24 protein-coding genes, 1 tRNA gene and 1 pseudogene are annotated in these 21043 nt (G+C 65.2%); 13 read left to right on the plus strand and 13 right to left on the minus strand.

Features of this window, described 5'->3' with window-relative positions:
* Positions 1-143: 143 nt before the first annotated feature.
* Together ACPYOD_RS12115 and ACPYOD_RS12120 are read right to left on the minus strand one after the other, a co-directional pair.
* Positions 144-311, minus strand: coding sequence for a YhfG family protein (locus tag ACPYOD_RS12115; RefSeq protein ID WP_481301985.1), 168 nt, complete (start codon positions 309-311; stop codon positions 144-146).
* A gap of 117 nt (positions 312-428) precedes the next feature.
* Positions 429-502, minus strand: a tRNA-Gly gene (locus ACPYOD_RS12120).
* 136 nt (positions 503-638) lie between these two features.
* Between ACPYOD_RS12120 and ACPYOD_RS12125 the strand changes: the two genes are divergently transcribed.
* The 5 genes from ACPYOD_RS12125 (at position 639) to ACPYOD_RS12145 (ending at position 5190) form a co-directional block, all read left to right on the plus strand.
* Positions 639-1346, plus strand: coding sequence for a hypothetical protein (locus tag ACPYOD_RS12125; RefSeq protein ID WP_481301986.1), 708 nt, complete (start codon positions 639-641; stop codon positions 1344-1346).
* A gap of 47 nt (positions 1347-1393) precedes the next feature.
* The gene (gene thiS / locus ACPYOD_RS12130) at positions 1394-1594 is read left to right on the plus strand and encodes a sulfur carrier protein ThiS (protein WP_413624397.1); all 201 of its coding nucleotides are present in this window, start codon (positions 1394-1396) and stop codon (positions 1592-1594) included.
* Between the two features lie 24 nt (positions 1595-1618).
* Positions 1619-2419, plus strand: coding sequence for a thiazole synthase (locus ACPYOD_RS12135; protein WP_481301987.1), 801 nt, complete (start codon positions 1619-1621; stop codon positions 2417-2419).
* A gap of 2 nt (positions 2420-2421) precedes the next feature.
* Complete coding sequence (trmB, locus tag ACPYOD_RS12140) at positions 2422-3135, plus strand: tRNA (guanosine(46)-N7)-methyltransferase TrmB (protein WP_481301988.1); 714 nt, start codon at positions 2422-2424, stop codon at positions 3133-3135.
* Positions 3136-3372: 237 nt separating this feature from the next.
* Positions 3373-5190 carry an SLC13 family permease gene (locus ACPYOD_RS12145; protein ID WP_481302031.1) on the plus strand — a complete coding sequence of 606 codons (1818 nt, stop codon included), beginning with the start codon at positions 3373-3375 and terminating at the stop codon, positions 5188-5190.
* A gap of 107 nt (positions 5191-5297) precedes the next feature.
* On the opposite strand, the gene ACPYOD_RS12150 is transcribed toward ACPYOD_RS12145, so the two are convergent.
* Positions 5298-5639, minus strand: a complete 342-nt coding sequence (locus ACPYOD_RS12150; protein WP_481301989.1) for a Rieske (2Fe-2S) protein — start codon at positions 5637-5639, stop codon at positions 5298-5300.
* Positions 5640-5721: 82 nt separating this feature from the next.
* Here ACPYOD_RS12150 and ACPYOD_RS12155 point away from each other — a divergent pair, with 82 nt between their 5' ends.
* The 4 genes from ACPYOD_RS12155 to ACPYOD_RS12170 all read left to right on the plus strand — a co-directional run bounded on the left by ACPYOD_RS12155 (position 5722) and on the right by ACPYOD_RS12170 (position 8334).
* The gene (locus ACPYOD_RS12155) at positions 5722-5997 is read left to right on the plus strand and encodes a hypothetical protein (protein ID WP_481301990.1); all 276 of its coding nucleotides are present in this window, start codon (positions 5722-5724) and stop codon (positions 5995-5997) included.
* 68 nt (positions 5998-6065) lie between these two features.
* The gene (locus ACPYOD_RS12160; RefSeq protein WP_481301991.1) at positions 6066-6944 is read left to right on the plus strand and encodes a methylated-DNA--[protein]-cysteine S-methyltransferase; all 879 of its coding nucleotides are present in this window, start codon (positions 6066-6068) and stop codon (positions 6942-6944) included.
* 93 nt (positions 6945-7037) lie between these two features.
* Positions 7038-7949, plus strand: a complete 912-nt coding sequence (gene yedA / locus ACPYOD_RS12165) for a drug/metabolite exporter YedA (RefSeq protein WP_481301992.1) — start codon at positions 7038-7040, stop codon at positions 7947-7949.
* Between the two features lie 178 nt (positions 7950-8127).
* Positions 8128-8334, plus strand: a complete 207-nt coding sequence (locus tag ACPYOD_RS12170) for a hypothetical protein (protein ID WP_481301993.1) — start codon at positions 8128-8130, stop codon at positions 8332-8334.
* A 20-nt stretch (positions 8335-8354) separates the two neighbouring features.
* On the opposite strand, the gene ACPYOD_RS12175 is transcribed toward ACPYOD_RS12170, so the two are convergent.
* The 4 genes from ACPYOD_RS12175 to ACPYOD_RS12190 form a co-directional block, all read right to left on the minus strand.
* Positions 8355-9125 carry an SDR family NAD(P)-dependent oxidoreductase gene (locus tag ACPYOD_RS12175; RefSeq protein ID WP_481301994.1) on the minus strand — a complete coding sequence of 257 codons (771 nt, stop codon included), beginning with the start codon at positions 9123-9125 and terminating at the stop codon, positions 8355-8357.
* Positions 9126-9245: 120 nt separating this feature from the next.
* Positions 9246-9671 carry a hypothetical protein gene (locus tag ACPYOD_RS12180; protein WP_481301995.1) on the minus strand — a complete coding sequence of 142 codons (426 nt, stop codon included), beginning with the start codon at positions 9669-9671 and terminating at the stop codon, positions 9246-9248.
* Between the two features lie 7 nt (positions 9672-9678).
* Complete coding sequence (locus ACPYOD_RS12185; protein WP_481301996.1) at positions 9679-9834, minus strand: hypothetical protein; 156 nt, start codon at positions 9832-9834, stop codon at positions 9679-9681.
* Positions 9835-9865: 31 nt separating this feature from the next.
* A complete protein-coding gene (locus ACPYOD_RS12190; RefSeq protein ID WP_481301997.1) occupies positions 9866-10279 on the minus strand; it encodes an Imm1 family immunity protein in 414 nt (137 codons plus the stop codon).
* A 355-nt stretch (positions 10280-10634) separates the two neighbouring features.
* On the opposite strand from ACPYOD_RS12190, the gene ACPYOD_RS12195 reads away from it, so the two are divergent.
* Complete coding sequence (locus ACPYOD_RS12195; RefSeq protein ID WP_481301998.1) at positions 10635-11531, plus strand: AraC family transcriptional regulator; 897 nt, start codon at positions 10635-10637, stop codon at positions 11529-11531.
* A 216-nt stretch (positions 11532-11747) separates the two neighbouring features.
* On the opposite strand, the pseudogene ACPYOD_RS12200 reads toward ACPYOD_RS12195, so the two are convergent.
* The 6 genes and pseudogenes from ACPYOD_RS12200 to ACPYOD_RS12225 all read right to left on the minus strand — a co-directional run.
* Positions 11748-11891, minus strand: a pseudogene (locus tag ACPYOD_RS12200) (ABC transporter permease); the annotation flags it as partial.
* Positions 11892-11931: 40 nt separating this feature from the next.
* Positions 11932-13212, minus strand: a complete 1281-nt coding sequence (locus ACPYOD_RS12205; protein ID WP_481301999.1) for a M35 family metallo-endopeptidase — start codon at positions 13210-13212, stop codon at positions 11932-11934.
* A 462-nt stretch (positions 13213-13674) separates the two neighbouring features.
* Complete coding sequence (locus ACPYOD_RS12210; protein WP_481302000.1) at positions 13675-14997, minus strand: ABC transporter permease; 1323 nt, start codon at positions 14995-14997, stop codon at positions 13675-13677.
* Between the two features lie 12 nt (positions 14998-15009).
* Positions 15010-16176, minus strand: a complete 1167-nt coding sequence (locus ACPYOD_RS12215; RefSeq protein WP_481302001.1) for an ABC transporter permease — start codon at positions 16174-16176, stop codon at positions 15010-15012.
* Positions 16177-16192: 16 nt separating this feature from the next.
* A complete protein-coding gene (locus ACPYOD_RS12220; RefSeq protein ID WP_481302002.1) occupies positions 16193-16879 on the minus strand; it encodes an ABC transporter ATP-binding protein in 687 nt (228 codons plus the stop codon).
* 19 nt (positions 16880-16898) lie between these two features.
* Positions 16899-18143: an efflux RND transporter periplasmic adaptor subunit gene (locus ACPYOD_RS12225; protein ID WP_481302003.1), complete on the minus strand. Its 1245-nt coding sequence runs from the start codon at positions 18141-18143 to the stop codon at positions 16899-16901.
* A gap of 119 nt (positions 18144-18262) precedes the next feature.
* Between ACPYOD_RS12225 and ACPYOD_RS12230 the strand changes: the two genes are divergently transcribed.
* The 3 genes from ACPYOD_RS12230 (at position 18263) to ACPYOD_RS12240 (ending at position 21032) form a co-directional block, all read left to right on the plus strand.
* A complete protein-coding gene (locus ACPYOD_RS12230) occupies positions 18263-18949 on the plus strand; it encodes a fumarylacetoacetate hydrolase family protein (protein ID WP_481302004.1) in 687 nt (228 codons plus the stop codon).
* Between the two features lie 71 nt (positions 18950-19020).
* Complete coding sequence (gene mscL / locus ACPYOD_RS12235; RefSeq protein WP_481302005.1) at positions 19021-19431, plus strand: large-conductance mechanosensitive channel protein MscL; 411 nt, start codon at positions 19021-19023, stop codon at positions 19429-19431.
* A gap of 158 nt (positions 19432-19589) precedes the next feature.
* On the plus strand, positions 19590-21032 hold the full coding sequence (locus tag ACPYOD_RS12240) for a M20/M25/M40 family metallo-hydrolase (RefSeq protein WP_481302006.1): 1443 nt from the start codon (positions 19590-19592) through the stop codon (positions 21030-21032).
* Positions 21033-21043 lie beyond the last annotated feature (11 nt).

The raw sequence follows: 21043 nt of genomic DNA on the forward strand, positions 1-21043 counted from the left end.
AGATGTGTATAAGAGACAGTTCCAGGAGAATGTGAACTACCGCAGATGTTACGCCGCGAAGAGTTACCTGGTCAGTGGGGAACCTGGGATCGTTGAGCCCGCGTAACAGTACGGATCGTCGTCAACCCCGTACTTATCCTGACTCACATGGATGTCCGGGACCGCTTCTTGATCGCCGCAGCCGCTGACGGAGCTTTTTTGCCTTCCTTGCGACGCACATCGAACCCTTCGAGGCGAAGGCTGTCGGCATAATTCGCGGCGCGGACCTTGGCGTAGTACGCGGCCTTGTCTTTCAACGTTGGCGCTTTCACCGGTCGATTCTCCGCAAGCTATGCGTCGGAGCAGTGCCGACATCTGTCCATTTTACCAAGGACAAATTGGCAGTGACAGTGACCCGGGAGGCGTTGTGTAGCGTAGCGGGCCCAAACTGGAGCGGGTGAAGGGAATCGAACCCTCGTCAGTAGCTTGGGAAGCTACAGCTCTACCATTGAGCTACACCCGCGTCGGGCTCGGATGGTAATACGAGTGCGGCGGCGGGGGCAAAGGTGGCGGGTGGCTGAACATGGCGGCGGGTTCTTACGCCACCGGGAAGGGGTGCGCGCATAATCGGCTACGGGAATCCTTACGAGGGTCGGGCCATGCATCGATCGCTTTCGCTTTCCATCGCCGTCGGGCTCGCGCTGGCCGCGGGCGGGGTCGTGGCGCAATCGCGGACGGTGTCCACCGCCGACATGCCGAAACCGGGCGTCAGCTATATCTCGGGGCCCTCGGCGCCGGTCCGGAAGGAAACCGTCAGCACCGGCACCCTGCCCCAGCCGGCTCGCCTTTATGTGGGCGGCCAGGTTTCGGTGGGTGGTGGCGGTTACGAGGACCGCACGGACTACGGCGGCAACGGCACCGTGGTGGACAACGGCTACGGCTATGGCTATGGCTATGGCTATGGCGGCTATCCCCCCGGTTACGGCTGGAACGACCGCGACGGCCGTGGCGGGCGCGACCACGACCATGGCCGGCCAGGACACGACCACGATCACGACGGCCCGGGCCATGGGCACGGCGGCCACGACGACGGGCGCGGCGGATCGCTCAGCCTGGCTGCCGGCAGTGGCACTACCTCTGCCGGTGGCGGCGCGGGCGTGAAACTGGCGCCCGAGCGTCAGCCAGGCTGGAACGACCGCGATCGCAACCGTGGCTGGAACCACGGCTACTACGGAACCCCGCCGGTGCAGCCGGGCACGGGCTACACGAACAGCCGGGCGCCGCAGCCGGGAACCGGCATGGGCTCGGGGAACCAGCCGGGCACGGGCATTCCGATGCGCGGTGGCGACGGGTGGCGCGGCCGCTGAAGCGCTTGCGCCTACACCCGGAGTGACGGGCTCGCTAGAATCGGCGGATGCTGATTACGCTCAACGGTGATGCGCGCGACTGCGCGCCGGGTACGTCCGTGTCCGCCCTGCTCGACGCCGCCGGTTATGCCGGCAAACGGGTGGCGGTGGAAGTGAACCTCGAAATCGTGCCGCGCAGCGCGCACGCGACGCACCTGCTCGCCGAAGGCGACCGGGTGGAGATCGTCCACGCCATTGGCGGCGGCTGACGCCACGCCCCGACGGAAACCCGCATGAACCACTTCGCTCCCGCCGCCGACGACCTCCTCACCGTGGCCGGCCGCACCTTCCATTCGCGCCTGCTCACCGGCACCGGCAAGTACAAGGATTTCGACGAGACCCGCCGCGCCACCGATGCGGCCGGGGCGCAGATCGTCACGCTGGCCATCCGCCGCGTGAACATCGGCCAGGACGCCAGCCAGCCGAACCTGCTGGACGCGCTGCCGCCGGACCGCTTCACCCTGCTGCCCAACACCGCCGGCTGCTACACGGCCGACGACGCCGTGCGCACCTGCCGGCTCGCGCGCGAGTTGCTCGACGGCCACAACCTGGTGAAGCTGGAAGTGCTGGGCGACGAGCGCACGCTCTATCCGGACGTGGTGCAGACCCTGGCCGCCGCGGAGAAACTGGTGGCCGACGGCTTCGACGTCATGGTGTACACCTCCGACGACCCGATCCTCGCGCGTCGCCTGGAAGAGATCGGCTGTGCCGCCATCATGCCGCTCGCCGCGCCGATCGGCTCGGGGCTCGGCATCCAGAACCGCTACAACCTGCTCGAGATCGTGGAGAACGCGAAGGTGCCGGTGATCGTGGATGCCGGCGTGGGCACCGCCTCGGATGCGGCCATCGCCATGGAACTGGGCTGCGATGGCGTGCTGATGAACACCGCCATCGCCGGCGCGAAGGACCCGGTGCTGATGGCGCATGCGATGAAGCTGGCGGTCGAGGCAGGCCGTGCCGCGTTTCGCGCCGGCCGCATTCCCCGCAAGCGTTTCGCCTCGGCTTCGAGCCCCGTCGACGGACTGGTGGGCTGACGATGGCGCACGACGACGAAACCACGGGCGACGCCCCGTTCCATCGCCGCATCCGCAGCTTCGTGCTGCGCGAGGGCCGCATGACCCCGGCCCAGCAACGCGCCTTCGACGACCACTGGGCGCGCTTCGGGCTCGACTACACCGGCACGGAACGCGACCTCGACGCCACCTTCGGGCGTAGCGCGCCGCGCGTGCTCGAGATCGGCTTCGGCAACGGCGAGGCGCTGGCCTGGGCCAGCGAGCACGACCTTGCCCGCGACTACATCGGCGTGGAAGTGCATGGCCCCGGCGTGGGCCGCGTCATGAACACCCTGGCCGCGCGCGATGCGGGCAACGTGCGGCTCTACAAGCACGACGCCGTGGAAGTGCTGGAGCACGAGATCCCCGCGGGCAGCCTGTCGGAAGTGCGCATCTGGTTCCCGGACCCCTGGCACAAGAAGCGGCACAACAAGCGGCGCCTGGTCCAGCCGGCGTTCGTCGAACTGCTTGCCTCGCGCATGGCGCCCGGCGGCCTGCTCCACCTCGCCACCGACTGGGAGGCCTACGCCGAGCACATGCGGGAAACCATGGAAGCGGCACCGGGCTGGCGCAACCGGGTCGGGCCGGGAGCAACCGCCGAGCGTCCGGCGTGGCGCATCGAAACGCACTTCGAGCGTCGCGGCACGCGCCTCGGCCACGGCGTGTGGGACTTCCTGTACGAGCGAGTTGAAGGCTGATCACTGACCCACGGAAGTGGGAGCCGCTTCAGCGGCGATACGGTGCTCGCGATGCGCTTGCCCGCTGCGCGGGATCGCCGGCATAGCCGGCTCCCACAATCGTCAGCTTCAGCCCTTGTCCACACCCAGCGCGTATACTCCTGCGGCAACTCCACAGCCTGGCAGCACCATGCCACCGCATGTTCCAACCGACCGGATCCGGATAGCCGGCTAGTGGCTCTCACACTCACTCCCGAAATGATCCTCGTGCTGGGCCTGGTGGGCTTCACCATGCTCATGCTCGTTCTGGAGTGGATCCGGGCCGACATGGTCGCCCTGCTCGTGGTGGTCACGATTGGCCTCACCGGCCTGATCCCCGGCGACCAGGTGTTCAACGGCTTCGCCGGCAACGCCGTCATCGCGATCATCGCCATCATGATCATGGGCGCGGGGCTCGACCGCGCCGGCGTGCTGAACCTCACCGCCGCCTTCGTCATGCGCATGGCCCGAGGGGTGGAATCCCGCCTGGGCGTGGTGGTGAACAGCGTCACCAGCCTCTTCAGCGCCGTGATCCCCAGCCAGGCGCTGGCCGCGCTGATGATCCCCGTCACCAGCCGCCTGTCCGCCCGCACCGGCGTGCCGATGTCGCGCCTGCTGCTGCCGATGGCCTTCTGCATCCTCACGGCCACGAACACCACGCTGATCGCGAACTCGCCGCTGATCGTCCTCAATGACCTGATCGCCAGCGCGAACAGCAACCTCCCCCCCGGTGCGCACACCATTCCGAAGTTCGGGCTCTTCAGCGTCACGCCGGTGGGCCTCGTGCTGGCCGTCACCGGCGTGCTTTTCTTCTACCTCTTCACGCGCAAGCTGCTGCCGGAGCGCGAAGACGATCGCCTGAAGGTCACGCCCGGGCGCACGGAAAGTTACTTCGCCGACACCTATGGCATCGCCGGCGAGACGGCCGAGCTCACCGTCACGGCGGAAAGCCCACTGGTGGGCATGAGCATCGGCGAAGTGGAACAGCTGCACGGCGCGCCGCTGATCCTGGCCATCAAGAACGGCAACGAAAGCCGCGTGGCCCCGCCGTCGGACCAGATGATCTGGGTGGGCACGGTGCTGGGTGTGCTCGCCCCGCGCGACGCCATCATGGCGTTCGCGAACAACCAGCTGTGCCGCGTGTCCATGCGCATGCGCCAGCTGGGCGAGCAGTTCAACACCACGCGCGCGGGTATTTCCGAAGCCGTGGTGCCGCCCAGCTCGCGCTTCATCAAGCAGAGCGTGGGCGACCTGCGCCTGCGCAAGCGCTTCGGCATTTCCGTGCTGGCGGTGAACCGCGGCGACGAAGTGTTCCGCGAGGACGTGCGCGCCGTGACCCTGCGTGCCGGCGACACCCTCGTGCTGCACAGCAAGTGGCGCGACCTCATGCTGGCGGAAGAAGACCGCGACATCGTCGTGGTCACCGACATCCCGAAGGAAGAACAGCGCCCCGGCAAGATCTGGCAGGCGGTGGGCTTCTTCGTGCTGGCGAAGTGCCTGGCGCTGTTCACCCACCTCGACCTGTCGGTGGCGATGATGACGGGCGCCGTGGGCATGCTGCTCACCGGTGTGCTGAACATGGACGAGGCCTACAAGGCCATCAACTGGAAGACCATCTTCGTCACCGCCTGCCTCATCCCGCTGGGCTGGTCGATGGACTCCACCGGTACCGCGTCGTGGATCGCGCAGGAAGTACTGCAGATCCTCGGCCATGCGCCGCAGTGGACGTTGCAGCTGTCCATCGCGGTGCTCACGCTGCTGTTCTCGCAGGTCATGTCGAACGTGGGTGCCACGGTGATGATGGTACCCATCGCCATCAGCGTCGCCGTCACCACGGGCGGCAACCCGTCGGCCTACGCACTGATCGTGGCGGTGTCCTCGTCGAACACCTTCCTGCTGCCATCCGGCCACCCGGCCCTGATGATGGTGGCCGGCCCCGGCGGCTACCGGTCGAAGGATTTCCTGCGCGTGGGCCTGCCGCTGACGATCCTGATCCTGACGCTGACCCTCGTCACCATCAACCTCATGTACCGCTGAAATCCTGTGGGAGCCGGCTATGCCGGCGATCCTGCGGCAGCAGGCAAGCTTGCCGCGAGTACCCATCGCCGCTGAAGCGGCTCCCACACATTCCCGGAATACCGTCGTCAGGCGAGGTGAACGAATCCGTTGGTCACGGCAACCGCCACGGTACGGAGCCGGTCGCCCCGGCAGGGGCCCGCCGTGCAGTCGCCGGTGTCGGCCGTGAAGGTGGCCCCATGGGCCGCGCAGATGATCCGGCCGTCACGGACCAGGAACTTGCCGGGAACGTAGTCCAGGCGCCGGCCCGCATGGGGGCAGACGTTGAAATAGGCCCGGGCCTCGTTCCCATGGCGGTACACCATCAGGGATTCCGTCTCTCCGTTCACTACGGCTTCGACTTCGATGGCGTTGCCATCGGGGATGTCCGCCAGTTGGCAGAGAGGGGCGGCTTGGGCGGTAGTCGTCATGGCACTTGTCTATGGGGACGGGATGCCCCAAGGTACAGGGGCTCGCATGCATGTCATTGTGCCACATACGGATTTTTAACCAATGCGCCTCGTCTTCCCGCCCATTCGCCGTTCCCGCAATCCTCTTGTCCGCGCCCTGTCGCTGGTGCTGGGCCTTGCCGTGGTGGGCGTGCTGCTGGTGTTCGGCGTGGTCGTGCTCGGCGTGTTGTTCGCGGGCGGCCTGGTCTTCCTGGCCGTGCGCCAGTGGAAGCTTTCCCGTACCCGCATGGCGGGCGGCGCCCGCCCCACGGCGAAGCAGCCGGATGTCCTGGAAGGCGAATTCGTCGTCATCCGCCAGGGCCGGCCGGTCCATCACTGATCCGCGCAAGAAGCGGATGGTGACGGGGGCGCCCTCGTCCTACGCTGGTCTCCATCAAGGAGGCCACGATGAACGCCCATATCCGCCCCATGCGCCCCACCGCCGACGATGCCCTTGAACGCGTCCGCGCCGCCCTCGAGCGCGGCGACGGCGCCACCGATCTCGCCACGCTCGCAGGCATTGCGGGCCTGAGCCCCACGCATCTGCAGCGGGCCTTCCGCCGCCGCTACGGGGTCAGCCCGGCCGAATACGCCCGCGCCCGCCGCTTCGGCCAGTTGCGTGACGCGCTGCGCGACGGTGCGGCCGTCACCGACGCGGTCTACGAAGCCGGGTTCGGCTCTGGCAGCCGCGTGTACGAGGAAAGCGACCGCCGCCTTGGCATGACCCCAGCCAGCTACCGCGCCGGCGGCGCGGGCGCCTCCATTCGCTACACCACCACGAGCACACCGCTGGGGCAGCTGCTGGTGGCTACCACCGCGAAGGGCATCTGCTCGGTCACGCTGGGCGATACCGATGCCGAACTCGAAGCCCGTCTCGCGGCGGAGTTTCCCCTTGCCCAACGCGAACGCGTGGACGAAGGCCGCGAAGAATGGCTCGACGCGGTGATCGGCCGCGTGGCCAGCGAGCTGGGTTGGAGCGATCGCGACGCACCGGCCATGCCGCCCCTGGACGTGGCGGCCACGGCTTTCCAGTGGCGTGTCTGGGACGCCCTTACCCGCATTCCCCGCGGCGAGACCCTGAGCTACGGCGAACTGGCCGCGAAGCTGGGCGTGCCGAAGGCCGCGCGAGCCATCGGGCGAGCCTGCGGCAGCAACAAACTGGCGCTGCTGGTGCCCTGCCACCGGATCATCCGCGAGGACGGCAGCCTGGGCGGCTGGCGCTGGGGCCTGGACATCAAACAGCAGTTGCTCGCCACCGAGCGGGCCATGAAACCCATTCAAGGCTGACCTCGAAAGGTTTCGCTACCGCGGCGAGGCCGGCAGCGATATCTTGCGTGATTCGCAACGCACGACGCGCTGCGAACGACCCCGGATTTCCCCATGTCAGACACTGCCTGTACCAACCAAGCCCCCGTCTCCGCCGTGGCCGATCCGCGCTGGCTGGTGCCGCTGTCGCTGTTCGCGCTGTACGTGATCTGGGGTTCCACTTACCTCGCCATCCGCTATGCGCTGGTGAGCTATCCGCCCTTCATGCTGGCCGCCATCCGCTTCGCCGTCGCGGGCGTGCTCCTGTTCGCCGTACTGCGCGTACGTGGTGAAGCCCTGCCCACCGCGCGCCAGTGGAAGAACGCCGCCATCGTCGGCACGCTGCTGCTGGCGGGCGGCAACGGCCTGGTCTGCTTCGCGGAGCAGTCGGTGGGCTCGGGCATCGCCGCCGTGGCGGTGGCAAGCATGCCGCTGTTCGCCGCGGTGTTCGGCGGCATCTACGGCGAGTGGCCGTCGCGCGGCGAAACGGTGGGGCTTCTGCTCGGTTTCGTGGGCGTCATCGTGCTGAACCTCGGCGCCGGCCTGGCCGGCTCGCCGCTGGGGGCCATCGCGTTGATCGTCGCCGCGATGTCGTGGGCCTTCGGCTCGGTGTGGTCGAAGCGCCAGGACATGCCGAAGGGGCCGATGAACACCGCCGCGCAGATGCTCTGCGCCAGCGTCTCGCTGTCGATCATCGCGCTGCTGCACGGCGAACGCATTCCGGCGCATCCGGAAGCGGGCGCCACGGCGGCGCTCGGTTATCTCGTCGTCTTCGGCTCGATCATCGCCTTCAGCGCTTACCTCTACGTGCTCAAGACGGTGCGGCCCGCGCTTGCCACCAGCTATGCCTACGTGAACCCGCCGGTGGCCGTGCTGTTCGGCGTGGCCCTCGCCGGCGAGCATGTGGGCGCGTTCGATCTCACCGGCATGGCCATCATCCTCGTGGGTGTCGGCATTATCACGATGATGCGGGTGCGCAAAGCCTGACACGAGTGTGACGTGGGTCCCACAGTAGGCCCACCGCGCCCGTTTTCAGAATTATTCGATGTCCGTTGATCTCACGACTCCCTAGGCTGGCCTGCCTCGTTACGGGAGTGAGGCCTTGGCTCGGACCGGATCGATACCTTTCGGCTGCCCGCAAAGCCGACGCTGGTGGATGGCGCGCATGATCACGGTTTTCGGCGTGGCCATCGCCGCGCTCGCATCCTGCCAGCGCTTCCACCCGCAAGCACCCGATCCGCGCGGGCTGGCGCAGGAACTCGCCGATGTGGACGCCTGCCTGGACAGCGGCGGGTCGTGGTCCATGGAGTCGCGCCAGTGCGTGCGCCGCACCGACACCTTGGGCTCCGCGAAGCTGACCTGGAGCGATTGATCCGGCGTGCGGGCGCCGGACTAGAGCAGCATGCCGCCCGATACTTCGATGCGCTGGCCGTTAACCCATCGGTTGTCGTCCGACAGGAGCGACGCGATCATGGGGCCGATGTCGTCCGGCACGCCGGCGCGGCCGAGCGCGGTGAACCCGGCCACCATCTTGTTCACCTCCGGGTTGTCCCGCACCATGCCGCCGCTGAAGTCCGTCTCCACAGCACCTGGCGCGACACAGTTCGCCGTGATGCCGCGCGGTCCCAGCTCCTTGGCCAGGTAGCGGGTGAGAACCTCCACCGCGCCTTTCATGGCTGCGTAGGGAGCACTGCCCGGCATGGCTACACGCGTCAGGCCACTGGATACCGTCACGATGCGGCCGCCATCGCGCAGCAGGGGAAGCAACGCCTGGGTCAGGAAGAACACGCCCTTGAAATGCACCTGGTAGAGGGCATCCACCTGCGCCTCGGTGGTGTCCGCGATCGGCGCGTGATGCGAGGTGCCCGCGTTATGCACGAGGTAGTCGAAGCTCTCGGCTCCCAGCTGCCGCAAGGCCTCCCGCAAGCGCTGCGTGAAATCCGGAAACGCGGCGGTATTGCCGGTGTCGAGCTGAAGCGCCACGGCCTTGGCGCCTTCCGCCGCGGCCATCTCGACGACAGCCTTGGCCTCCGTCTCGTTGGAGTGATAAGTGAAGACGCTGAACACCCTGCGTCGGGCCAGTTGCAGCACCGTATTGCGCCCCAGCCCGCGACTGCCGCCGGTGACCACGGCGACGCGGCCTTTCGATTCGGAACCTTGCATGACGCACTCCCGTTGAATGATGACGGGAAGATTAGGCGCGGGTGCGTCGGGATCGAATGCCGGAAGTGGGCGTTTTCTTGCCTGATCTTGAAGGCGGTCACTTCGCAAGGCCACGATTACTTATCTAGAAGGGTATCCGTAAGCGTTCTCCACATAGATGACGGAGCCGGTGCCGTCGATAAACGCCACATATTGTTCAGAAAACTCCGGGGTATCCTTGCCGTAGATCATTAAACAACTCGCTATGCGGCGCCGAATTTCTTCCGGAGCCCTGAGCGGTGCGGGGCAGGTCAGCGGGCCACCTTCCGTGTAATTCTTAACCCGCTCCTCAACTCTGAGTCCTACCCCAGCTACCGCGGCATCAAAGGCATCGCGCGTCGCGGGCAAGGCCGGAAAGCTGCTGTACTGTTCGCGTAGAGATGGCTCACTGCCATTCGGCGAATAACCTTCGTCCTGTTTTTTTTCACAGGCATACAGCGATATCGACACCACCAGCACGAGGAAACATCCATATAGACGAACGATGGCTCTGGAGAAAGAAGTCATTGTCACGCTAGAACTGCTCGTCTGCTTCGATGGATCCGCGCTTGACGATGCCCGCCCACTTTCTTGACAGATAGGCGCGAATCATTTCGATTGGGGGGAGCATCGGCTTGAAATAAGCCTTCTGCTCGTCCGTAAGCTCAAGCGCGATAGGAGTGACCTTCATTTCTGCCCCGGGTTTACGATGGACTTAGGTTTCATTGGCATTCCCATTGAACCCCGGGATACATATCTCCGGATTCCAGAAAGTGAAGCGCAATCCTTTCTGCCGTATCAAGTTCAACGAGGAGATTGGACGGGTACTCGCCCTCCTGCCCCCCAACAATCAACACCTCACTGCCATCATCTTTGCTGCGATCAACAACGCTCCACCACTCCGGCTGGCCTCCGCCCTCCGCGTAGGCGACGATAAATCGACCGGATCCTCCACCGATCATCAACTTTGGATACCGCTCATCGTCGCCTTCCAGACTTAGAAGGGTATGCACTTTCGCGTCCAGGCTCCGGACCGCCCGCACGACCGATAGAGGGGTAACCCTTCCGCACTCATCTGCTGGCTCGTAGCGATGAGTTACCAGCCGGTCCAATGTCATCTTGGTCGCGTAATTCATTGCCAAGGGGTCAGATGACTTGGGGATGCATTCGTGCGCGCGCGTAAGAGACCCCCGGAAAACACCCACCCACCTGCTCCCTGTCGAACGCTTGTTCAAAGCGAGAACAGACTAGATGGCCCGGTCCTCGCGCGCACTTCGTGTCGCAGGGTTATACGAGCCCCTGCGCAGAAATCGCAAGACTTTGCGACTCAATTGCCGAAAAGGCGTAATGGATGGGGCCCCAGCTTGAAGGAGAGCGGCGAGCCCATATGCCGAAACCGAGCACGTTCTTGCCCAATCCTGTCACCCAACCGGCGAAAGAATGCTCACCGGGATAGGATGCTTTGCATCGACCACCCCCTCGGATGGCCCCATGTCGCGCCCGCTGCTCGACGCCATAAAGCGTTACACCGATAGCCAAGGCGGCACGTCGCCGTGGTTCACCGCGATCGACGACGTGGTGATCATGCGTGCCGACCTGCCGCACCAGTCGCAGGTCTTGTTTCGTCCATCGCTGTGCGTGGTGGCCCAGGGCGCTAAGTGGAGCGCCTTCGGTGGGCGGCGCTACGAATACGGCGCCGGGCAGGCGCTGGTGGTCAGCGTCGAGATGCCGGCCTTCAGCCGCGTCGTTCAAGCCAGCCCTGACGAGCCGTTCCTGGGCATCGCCGTCGGTCTGGATCCGAAGATGCTGGGCCAGGTGATCGAGGAACTGCCGACACCGGTACGGCCGTCGCCGGGCGTGGCACGCGGGGTTTTCGTCACGCACTACGACGGCCCGCTTTCGGACTGCGTGCTGCGCCTGGTTCGGTTGCTGGATACGCCGGAAGCGATTCCCCACGTGGCGCCGTTGATCAAGCGTGAAATCGCCTATTGGTTGCTCACCGGGCCGCACGCTGCCGATGTGGCGAAGGTGACGCTCGGCGATCCGGGCACGCGACGCGTGCTCGGCGCCGTGCAAACCTTGCGCGCCAACTTCGCCGAACCCATGCACATCGATGAACTGGCGAGCATCGCCCAGCTCAGTCCGTCGGCGTTCCACCGACACTTCAAGGCGCTGACGTCGATGACGCCGCTGCAGTACCAGAAGCAATTGCGGCTGCTGGAAGCGAGGCACCTGCTGGTGGCTGGGCAAGCCAACGCCGAAACCGCCGCCTATCGTGTCGGCTACGAAAGCCCCTCCCAGTTCAGTCGCGAATACGCGCGCATGTTCGGGTCACCACCGCGCAGGGACGCGGTGGCGATCAGGAACGGGGAAGATCCGGCGGGCTAGGCTGGGCGGCTGTCGGCAACGAGCGTCTCTTGCGCGCCGTCAGCGCGTGCACGAAGAACCCGGTATGGCCAAGAAACAGGGCCATGCCCACGAGGGCAGATGCCGCACTCCCGATCCGGATGAGGAACAGGACATAGGTGTAAAGGAAGAGGGCAGCGTGCCGGAAGTGTACGTTACCGTAGGAGCGCCCAGTCAACACGGTGCGGCCCCCGACAATTACAGCTCCCGCAGCGCCGTGGTCACCGGCACCCGCGCGGCGCGAAGGGCCGGGAACAGTCCGCTGATGAAGCCGATGACCAGCGCCCACTTGATGCCGTTCTAGAGCAGGTTGCCGCTCATATGGAAGCGGAAGACCACCTGGCCTGTACGACACAGATCACGTGTCACGTTTATCGGCGAGTTACCAACCCGGACGCTGGAGATATCGCATTGCAGCGATACCAAATTTCTCATAATTCTCAGCGTTAGCTACGGCCTGATCCGGGTGATCGCGAGCAAGAGACCGGTCCCAAGCGTCGGTATATCCGTAATCAACGGTTGCCGGGACTTGCACAGTTCCGCCGCTACCATTATCGATGGCGGTTTTGTAGTGACTTAATTCATGGTAAAGCGTAAGAGCCTGCGAATTCGGGCCACCCTTGGCTGGAAGCTCAAAGAATTTCTGACATAGCAAGATTGTGTGGTAAGGACGGGCCTTCGCCGCCACATCAGGCATGGTATTGGGCGGGCAGGTGCATTGTATTGTTGGTGAAAATGTAAGTCCTGGATAATGCGCCGCAGAGTCGTAAAGCAGGGCACGCATCTTCGCTACTGTCGTGCCAAACCTGGAATAATAAGAACCTCCACTGCCCGGCATTTTTCCATCGCCGTCATAGGAGCCGAAGTATTCGGTCCAAGTCTTCGCCGCTTCCTTCGTTGAATCATATCCGTTTTGACCGAAGATCGTGCTGGTATAATAAACCGATGATGACGCAATATCATTGGCTCCGAGGAAGGCATTAATTACCATCTCAGGCTGACCGTCCTTACATGTGCCATCAGGATCGTTGATTGCATACCCGGACGAAAAGGTATTCAAATTGATTGTGTCAGCACCACGACGGTGAGACGGACCTGGTGCGTTGATGCCCGCACCTGGAATAACCGTTATTTGAAGTTCATTGCTCTCAACCAGCCGCCTCCGATTTGGATTGTTCTCGTAATCGGGCGCATTCTCGTCTGCTTCGTCCCCCTCCATTACGATTCCCAAGGGAAGCTGGTAACGGACCTTGAATCGGTTGAATACCTGCAAATCAAATCTGTACGACAACCAGAGGTCAACCTTCCCACTTAAGGTTTGATGGGGCTGCAACTGGACGAAGTTGCTTGGGCTTGTACCAACAACGTAGTCAAAATCTCCAACATACTCTTGGATTTGGCCTTCGGGAGATCTAACTTCGAACTGACTATTGGGCAATGGACCATTCCAGTCGAATGGAAGACGGTACTTATACAAAGTAACTGGCGCATCACCGTTATTGGTTATCGTGACGATAATCTTTGCAGTTCCAGCATCTGCAGGGTCCGGCGAAGATGACAGTACAACCGTTATCGGTTCCACCGTGGCTGCCCTGGCTACCGCCAGCGGAATAAAAGCAATTAACGCCAGAGTGACTGTGACTATGGCTTGCATTGCTCGCATAGACGATGCTCCTTTCTGATCAATTGTGAGCGGCCCCGTTTCACATCCCGTATAGCAGAATCACGAGACTTGAGTCTGTAGGTGTACCCCTACAATTTGCGCTATTCGAGGAAGAACATCGTCTATAAATGCGCATTTCCGGCAGCGACGCCTCAAAGCTTGCGTGTTTGCATCTTCCATATGCGGCGATATGTCGGCCACCTGGGCGCATGGCACCCTTAATGACACCGCCAATACCAGAGGCAACTGCGGCTGCTGGAAGCGAGACACATCCTGGTGTCAGGACAGGCGACGCCGGGACTTCTGCCTATCGCATCCAGTTATAAAAGTCCTTCGCAGTCAGCCGCGCGTATGCCCGCGTGTTCGTCGAGCCTCCCCAATAGGGAATGCGATAGCGACCAAGGGCGGTGACGGCTCATTCGAGTAAGCCGCGCCGCTGCACGCACGAGTGCGCCGCAAAGATCACAGCTCCCGCAACGCCGTGGTCACCGGCACCCGTGCGGCGCGCAGGGCCGGGAACAGTCCGCCGATGAAACCGATGGCGAGCGCCCATTTGATGCCGGTCCAGAGCAGGCTACCGCTCACGTGGAAGCGGAAGACCACCTGGCTGAAGTTCGAGCCCAGCGTGGATGCCGTATAGCCGTTGAAGACGATCCAGACGATACCGGCGCCTATCACGCCGCCGAGCAACGCGAGCAGCATCGTCTCCAGCATCACCGACACCACCACCGGCAACCCGCGGAAACCGATGGCGCGAAGCGTGGCGATTTCGCGTGCACGCGCCTGGATGGCCGCGAACATCGTGTTGAGCGCGCCGAACACGGCACCGATCGCCATGATGATGCCCACGGTGATGCCCACCGCGCGCAATACCTTGGTCAGGCCTTCCGACTGCTTGCCGAAGTACTCGCGCGTGGTGCTCGCGTCCACCTTCAGGCGGGGATCCGCCGCGAGGCTGGCCTTGAAGGTGTCGAACGCCTTCGGCGAATCGAGCAGCACCGTCACCGACTGCACGCTGCTGCCGCGGCGGTACGCCGAGGCGACGCTCTGCGTGTCGCCCCAGAGTTCCGATTCCAGTGCATCGTTCGATGCGAAGGTGCCGACTACGGTCCAGGTCTGTCCGGCGAGGCGGATGCTCTTGCCGACGTCCAGCCCCTCGAACTGCTCCCGGGCGCCCTTGCCGACGATCAGTTCGCGCAGGCCCGGCTTGAACTTGCGACCCTCCACGATCTTCACCTGGTCGCGCAGGCTCCAGACGTCCTCGCTCACGCCGCGGATCGGCACGTTCGAATCGCTGTTCGGATCGCCTTTGCGCGGCAGGTTCGCCACGACGACGAGTTCGCCGGAGGCGATCGGTCTGCCTTGCGCGTCCTTCTTCACGCCGGGCGCCTGGATCACCACGTTGGCGCTGTCGCGGTCGAGGATGGAGTTGAGCTCCGCCTGCGATCCGCCGCGCAGCACGATGGCCGTACGGTCGTTGCCCGTGGCCCGCAGGGTATCGGCGAAGCCTTCGCTCATGGCGAGCATCGCCACGAGGACGCCCACCACACCAGCGATGCCCACGACCACGACCGACGAGGAGCCCAGCCGCTGGGTGACCGTGGCGAGTCCCACCTTGGTCACCTCCCATGTCTGCCGCCCGCGCCGGGTGGCCGCCATCCATAGGGCGAGCGCCACGGCCAGCGCGACGATGCCGGGCCACGGCAGCACGATCCAGACCGCGAGGAACACCGCCACCACAAGCAGGGTGAGGACACGAACGCCGAATGTCTTTGCACTTTTCATCGATGTGTCTCCTCAGCGACCGGCGAGCGCGTCGACGATGTTCAACCGCATGGCGCGGATGGCGGGCAGCGCGCCGACGAGCGCGCCGATGACCAGCATCAGCACGATGCCGAGGATCCAGGTCTGCATGCCGATGGGCGGGAGGTTGAGCATGCCGCCGCTGCCCTTCGCCACGATCGGCACGAGGACGCCCGCGAGGCCCAGCCCGAGCACTCCGCCAAGCAACAGCAACAGCACGCCCTCGGCCAGCACCATGCCGAGCACGCTGCCGCTGGAGAAACCGATCGTCTTCAGCACGGCCAACTCGTTCGTGCGTTCGCGCACCGCCTGCGCCATGGTGTTGCCGGTAAGCAGGATCAGCGTGAAGAACACTGCGCCCATGATCGCCGACACGATCAGGCCAATGTCGCCGAGCTGCTTGGCGAACGAGGCGTTGAACGCCTGCTCCGTCTGCGTCTTCGTCTCGTGGTCGGAATTGGCCGAGAGCGCGTCGATGGCCTTGGCCACGGCGTCGGCCTTGTCGGCGGACGTAAGCTTCACCGCATACCACCCCACCGTGGTTCCTAGGGTCTGGAAAGCGTTGGCGTCCTCGAAGTACTTGTGGTGGAAGAAGAACTGCTGGTCGGTGCCGTTGGCGGCGCCCTTCGCGGGCGTGTAGATGCCCACGAGGTCGAACGGCCACGTCTTGTCGCCGTTGCGTTGCGGGAAGATCGTGGACTGCAGCGGAATCTTGTCGCCCACCTTCCAGCCGAAGCGCTTCGCCAGCGCCTCGCCGACGATGGCACCCGTGCGGGTGTTCTCGAAGGCCTTGCGCTGTTCGGGAGGCAGCACGATCTCGTGGTAGATGTCGAGATAGTTGTCGCTCACCGCGAAGCTGAGCACGAAGTTCTTCGGGTCCTGGTAGATACCGCCGAACCAGTTCGCGTAGCCCACGCTCTTCACGCCCGGCACCGCCTGCATGCGCGTCGCAAGGCTGGCGGGCAGCGACTGGATGATGGAATAGCGCGAGGTAGTGATCAGGCGATCGACGCCGATCACGCTGCCCCCGGAAGAGAACGCGGCGCGGGTGGCGTCGAGCATGCCGAACAGGAGGAATGCCGCGAGGATCGACACCAGGGTGAAGAAGGTGCGCGCCTTGCGCCGGAACAGCGCGGCCCAGATGAGGTGCAGGTACTTCATGCCGGCATCCTCCCCGTCACACCAGGGCCTGTTCGACGAGGGTACCCTTGTCGAGGTGCAGGATGTGGTTGGCGTACTCGGCGGCCTTGGGATCGTGCGTCACCATCACGATGGTCTTGCCATGCTCGCGGTTGAGTTCGCGCAGGAGGCCGAGGATTTCCTCGGCGGACTGGCGGTCGAGGTCACCCGTGGGCTCGTCGCATACCAGCAGGGTGGGATCGGAAACGATGGCGCGCGCGATCGCCACGCGCTGCTGCTGTCCGCCCGAGAGCTCCGACGGCTTGTGCGTGGCGCGGTCGGCAAGGCCCACCAGCTGCAAGGCTATGGACGCGTTCTGCTTCCGCTGCGCGCCGGACAGCTTCGTGAGCAGCAACGGCAGTTCCACGTTGCGCTGCGCGGTGAGCATCGGCATGAGGTTGTAGAACTGAAAGACGAAGCCCACGTGCGCCGCGCGCCATTTCGCCAGCGCACCGGACCCGAGCTGGTCGATGCGGTCGCCCGCGACGGTGATGCTGCCGCCGGTCGGCGTATCGAGTCCGCCGATCAGGTTCAGCAACGTGGTCTTGCCCGAACCCGACGGGCCCATCAGCGCGAGGAAGTCGCCTTCCTCGATCTTTAGGTTCACGCCATGCAGCACTTCGACCTTCTGCCGGCCGCGCTCGTAGACCTTGGAAAGATCCTGGATGTCGATCAGGGTGGCCATGGTGGTGTCTCCGTGCATGTCAGGGCGTAGTGGCGACGCGGACGGCGGCGCCGTCGGCGAGATCGGAAGGTGGCGACACGATCACGGTGTCGCCGGCGGCGATTCCTTCGGTGACCAGGCGCAGGTCCCCGGTGGTCTGGTTCGCGGCTTTCACGGGGCGCTTCGCGGCCTTGCCGTCGGCAACGGTGTAGACCACGTCGCGATCGTCGCGGCGGACGAGGGCCGCCGCCGGCACGAGCACGCCGTTGGGAACGTTTGCCTGGGCGGGCGCGCGCCGTTCGAGGAAGGAGACCCGCACGCCCATGTCGGGCACGATGCGGGCGTCTTTCTGTTCGAGCGCGACGCGCACCTTCACCGTGGCCTTGCCGCGGTCCGCGGCGGGCACGATGGCGATCACGTGCGCGGGAATGCGCCAGTCCGGATAAGCATCGAGCACGGCTTCCGCCGGCATGTCGGGCTGCACGCGGCCGATATAGGCCTCGTTGACGTCGACGTCGATTTCCAGCGAATCCATATCGACGATGGTGCCCACGCCCGTGCGCGTGAACCCGCCGCCCGCGGAAAGCGGCGACACGATTTCGCCCACCTGCGCGGCCTTGTCGGTGATCACGCCGTCGAACGGCGCGCGCACCACGGTGTAATCGAGATTGACCTGGCCCACGCCCACCTGCGCATCGGCGGCTTCGGCCTGGCGTCGTGCCGTGTTGAGCTGCGCGCGATAGGTGTCGGCTTGGGTGCGGGTCTGCTCGGCGAGCTGGCGCGAGACCAGTCCGCGACCCACGAGGGCTTCCTGCCGATCGGCGTCGCGGCGCGCCTGCGCAAGCTGTGCCTCGGTCTGCAACACGCTGGCATGCGCGGCGGCGGCGCTGGCGCGGGCGGAGTCGAGGCTCGCGCGCAAGGCGTTGTCCTCGAGCCGGGCCAGTACCTGTCCCTTCTTCACCCGGTCGCCTTCCTCGATCAGGACTTCCGTAAGCGTGCCGGTGATCTGCGCCGATACCGTCGCCTGGCGGCGCGCGGTGACGTAACCGGTGGCCTGGAGCACCGCGCCCGCCTCGCTGCCCGCGCTGGGCGCGACGGCCGTGGCGGTGCGCACTTCCACGGGCCGATGGGCAAGGTAGAACCAGGTGCCGCCGGCCAGCGCCAGCAGCGCGACCAGCACCGCCGCGCCGATCAGGATGCCGCGGCCGCCGGCACCTCCCCCTTGCGCCTCCCTGGCGGATTTGTCGATCTTCAGCTGCCGCAGCAGCTCGGTGTTCGAAGTCATCTTCCCTCTTTCCCCTTGGCCATGTCGGCAGCAAGATCATGCGTTCCCGCGGGGACCGTGCACCACTTCCGCCCATCAGTCATCTGCCGTGACAGGTGTCACCTGCTAGGCTTGGACACATGAATACCGTCATCCCTTCGCCGGCCCAGCCGAGCATTCCCGTCGCCGGGCGCGCCGAGCGCTTCCCGGTCCGCCGTGTCTTCTGCATCGGCCGCAACTACGCCGACCACGCCCGCGAAATGGGCGCATCGGTGGACAAGGCCAATCCCATGTTCTTCACCAAGCCCGCCGATGCCATCGTGACCGACGGCGCGGACGTCCCGTACCCTTCCGCCACGAACGACCTGCACCACGAAGTGGAGATGGTGGTCGCCCTCGGCGCCGGTGGTTCCGACCTGTCCGTGGAGCAAGCCGGCAAGCTCGTCTGGGGTTACGGCGTGGGCCTGGACCTCACCCGGCGCGACCTGCAGGCGCAGGCGAAGGCGAAGGGCGCTCCTTGGGACGTCGCCAAGGCCTTCGATCATTCCGCGCCCGTATCGGCACTGGTTCCCGCCGGCGACGTTGCGATATCGGCAGGAACGCGCATCGCGCTCGAGGTCAACGGCGAAATGCGCCAGCAGGCCACGCTCGGCGACATGGTGCTCGATGTGCCGGAAATCCTCAGTGCACTGTCGCGGCTGTTCGAACTGAAGGCCGGTGATATCGTCTACACCGGCACACCCGCCGGCGTGGCCGCCCTGGCGCGAGGCGATCGCTTCCGCGCCACGCTCGACGGTATCGCCACGCTGGAGGGGCGCGTGGTCTGACTTCGCGATGTGCCGACATAAGGATCGTTAGCTTTGTTTCGTACGCTGCCATGCCATGAGGAGAAGGGCCGATGAGCTTCATCGCGGAATTCAAGAAATTCGCGCTGCGCGGTAACGTGGTCGACCTCGCCGTCGGTGTCGTGATCGGCGCCGCGTTCGGCAAGATCGTCACGTCGCTGGTCGACAACATCATCATGCCGCCGCTCGGCTGGGCCATCGGGGGCATCGACTTCTCGGACTGGAAATGGGTGCTGAAGCCCGGCGACCCGGCCACCAAGACGGCCGAAGTGGCCGTGCAGTACGGCGTCTTCATCAACGTGCTGATCCAGTTCGTCATCATCGCGTTCGCGATCTTCCTGGTGGTCAAGGCCATCAACCGCCTCACCCGCCATGAGGAAGCCAAGCCTGCCCCGCCGCCGGCGGACGTGGCGCTGCTCACGGAAATCCGCGACCTGCTGAAGCAGCAGAACCGCACGCCCTGAAACTCTGTGGGAGCCGCTTCAGCGGCGATGGGAGCTTGCCCGCTGCCGCGGGATCGCCGCTGAAGCGGCTCCCACAGGTCCGCATTCCATGACTTCCGGCCTATCTGCCGTTTTTGCCCCGGCGCAATAATCGACGTTTCCGTCCCCGGGGGTTACACATGCGTCATACGCTCCGTCTCCACGCGCTGGCCGCGTGCCTTGCGCTTGCCTTTTCCGCCCACGCCGCCGACAAGGCCACCACGATTCCGGAAAAGGCCGTCGCCGCCGCCACCGAACTGCGCGACCGGGCGATGAACGACAACACCGGCTACGAGTTCGTGAGCCAGCTGACGACCGAGGTCGGCCCCCGCGTGGCCGGCAGCGCCGCCGATGCGCGTGGCGTAGCCTGGACGGTGGCCAAATTCAAGGCGATGGGCTTCGACAAGGTCTATACGGAGAAGGTGAGCTACCCGCTCTGGCAGCGCCACAGCGAGCACGCCGAGATCGTCGCGCCGTTCCCGCAGCCGCTGCTGCTCACGGCGCTGGGTTATTCCGCCGGCACCCCCAAGGGCGGCCTCACCGCCGAAGTGGTCGGCTTCGACGACCTGGACGCCCTGAAGAAAGCCGACCCGGCCTCGGTCACGGGCAAGATCGTCTACGTCGGCACGCACATGCAGCGGCAGAAGGACGGCCACGATTACGGCATGGGCTCGGCCACGCGCACGATGGGCGCGGTGATCGCCGCGAAGATGGGTGCCGCGGCGTACCTGCTGCGCTCCGCCGGCACCGATCCGCACAGCCGCACGCCGCACACGGGCGTCACGGGCTTCCGCGACCCGAAGGAGGCCATTCCCGCCGCGGCGCTCTCGCTGCCGGACGCCGATCAGCTCGAGCGCATCCTGAAGGAAGGCAAGCCGGTGTCGCTGAAGCTCGACCTCGACGTCGGTTTCGCGGGTACGTATGAAGGCGAGAACGTGATCGCGGAAGTCACCGGCCGCAAGCATCCCGACCAGGTCGTCGCCATCGGCGGCCACCTCGATTCGTGGGACCTCGGTACCGGTGCCATCGACGACGGCGCCGGCGTGGCGATTGCCGCGGCCGCCGCGAAGCTGATCAAGGACATGCCGCAGCGTCCGGATCGCACCATTCGCGTCATCGCCTTCGCGAACGAAGAGATGGGCCTGTGGGGCGGCCGCGCCTACGCCGAGGCGCATGCGAAGGAAGTCTCGAAGTTCCAGCTGGGCACCGAGTCCGACTTCGGCGCCGGCCGCATCTGGCGCATGACCGCCAGCGTGAAGCCGGAAGCGCGCGGCGCCATCGAGCAGATCGCGAAGGTGATCGAGCCGATCGGCGTGGCGTACGACGCATCCAAGCCGGGTGGCGGCGGTTCCGACCTGTCGCAGATGCATGCGAAGGGCATGGCTGCGCTGTCGCTCACGCAGGACGGTACGGACTACTTCGACTACCACCACAACGCCAACGACACGCTCGACAAGATCGACCCGAAGGCGCTCGCACAGAACGTGGCGGTGTATGCGGCGTTCGCATACATGGCCGCGCAGGCGAACGGCGATTTCGGTTCCGCACCGGGCGCCTTCAAGAACGACGGCGCGCACGACTGAGACAGTCGGCC

This window comes from Luteibacter sp. HAY1-4A, assembly GCF_056755355.1.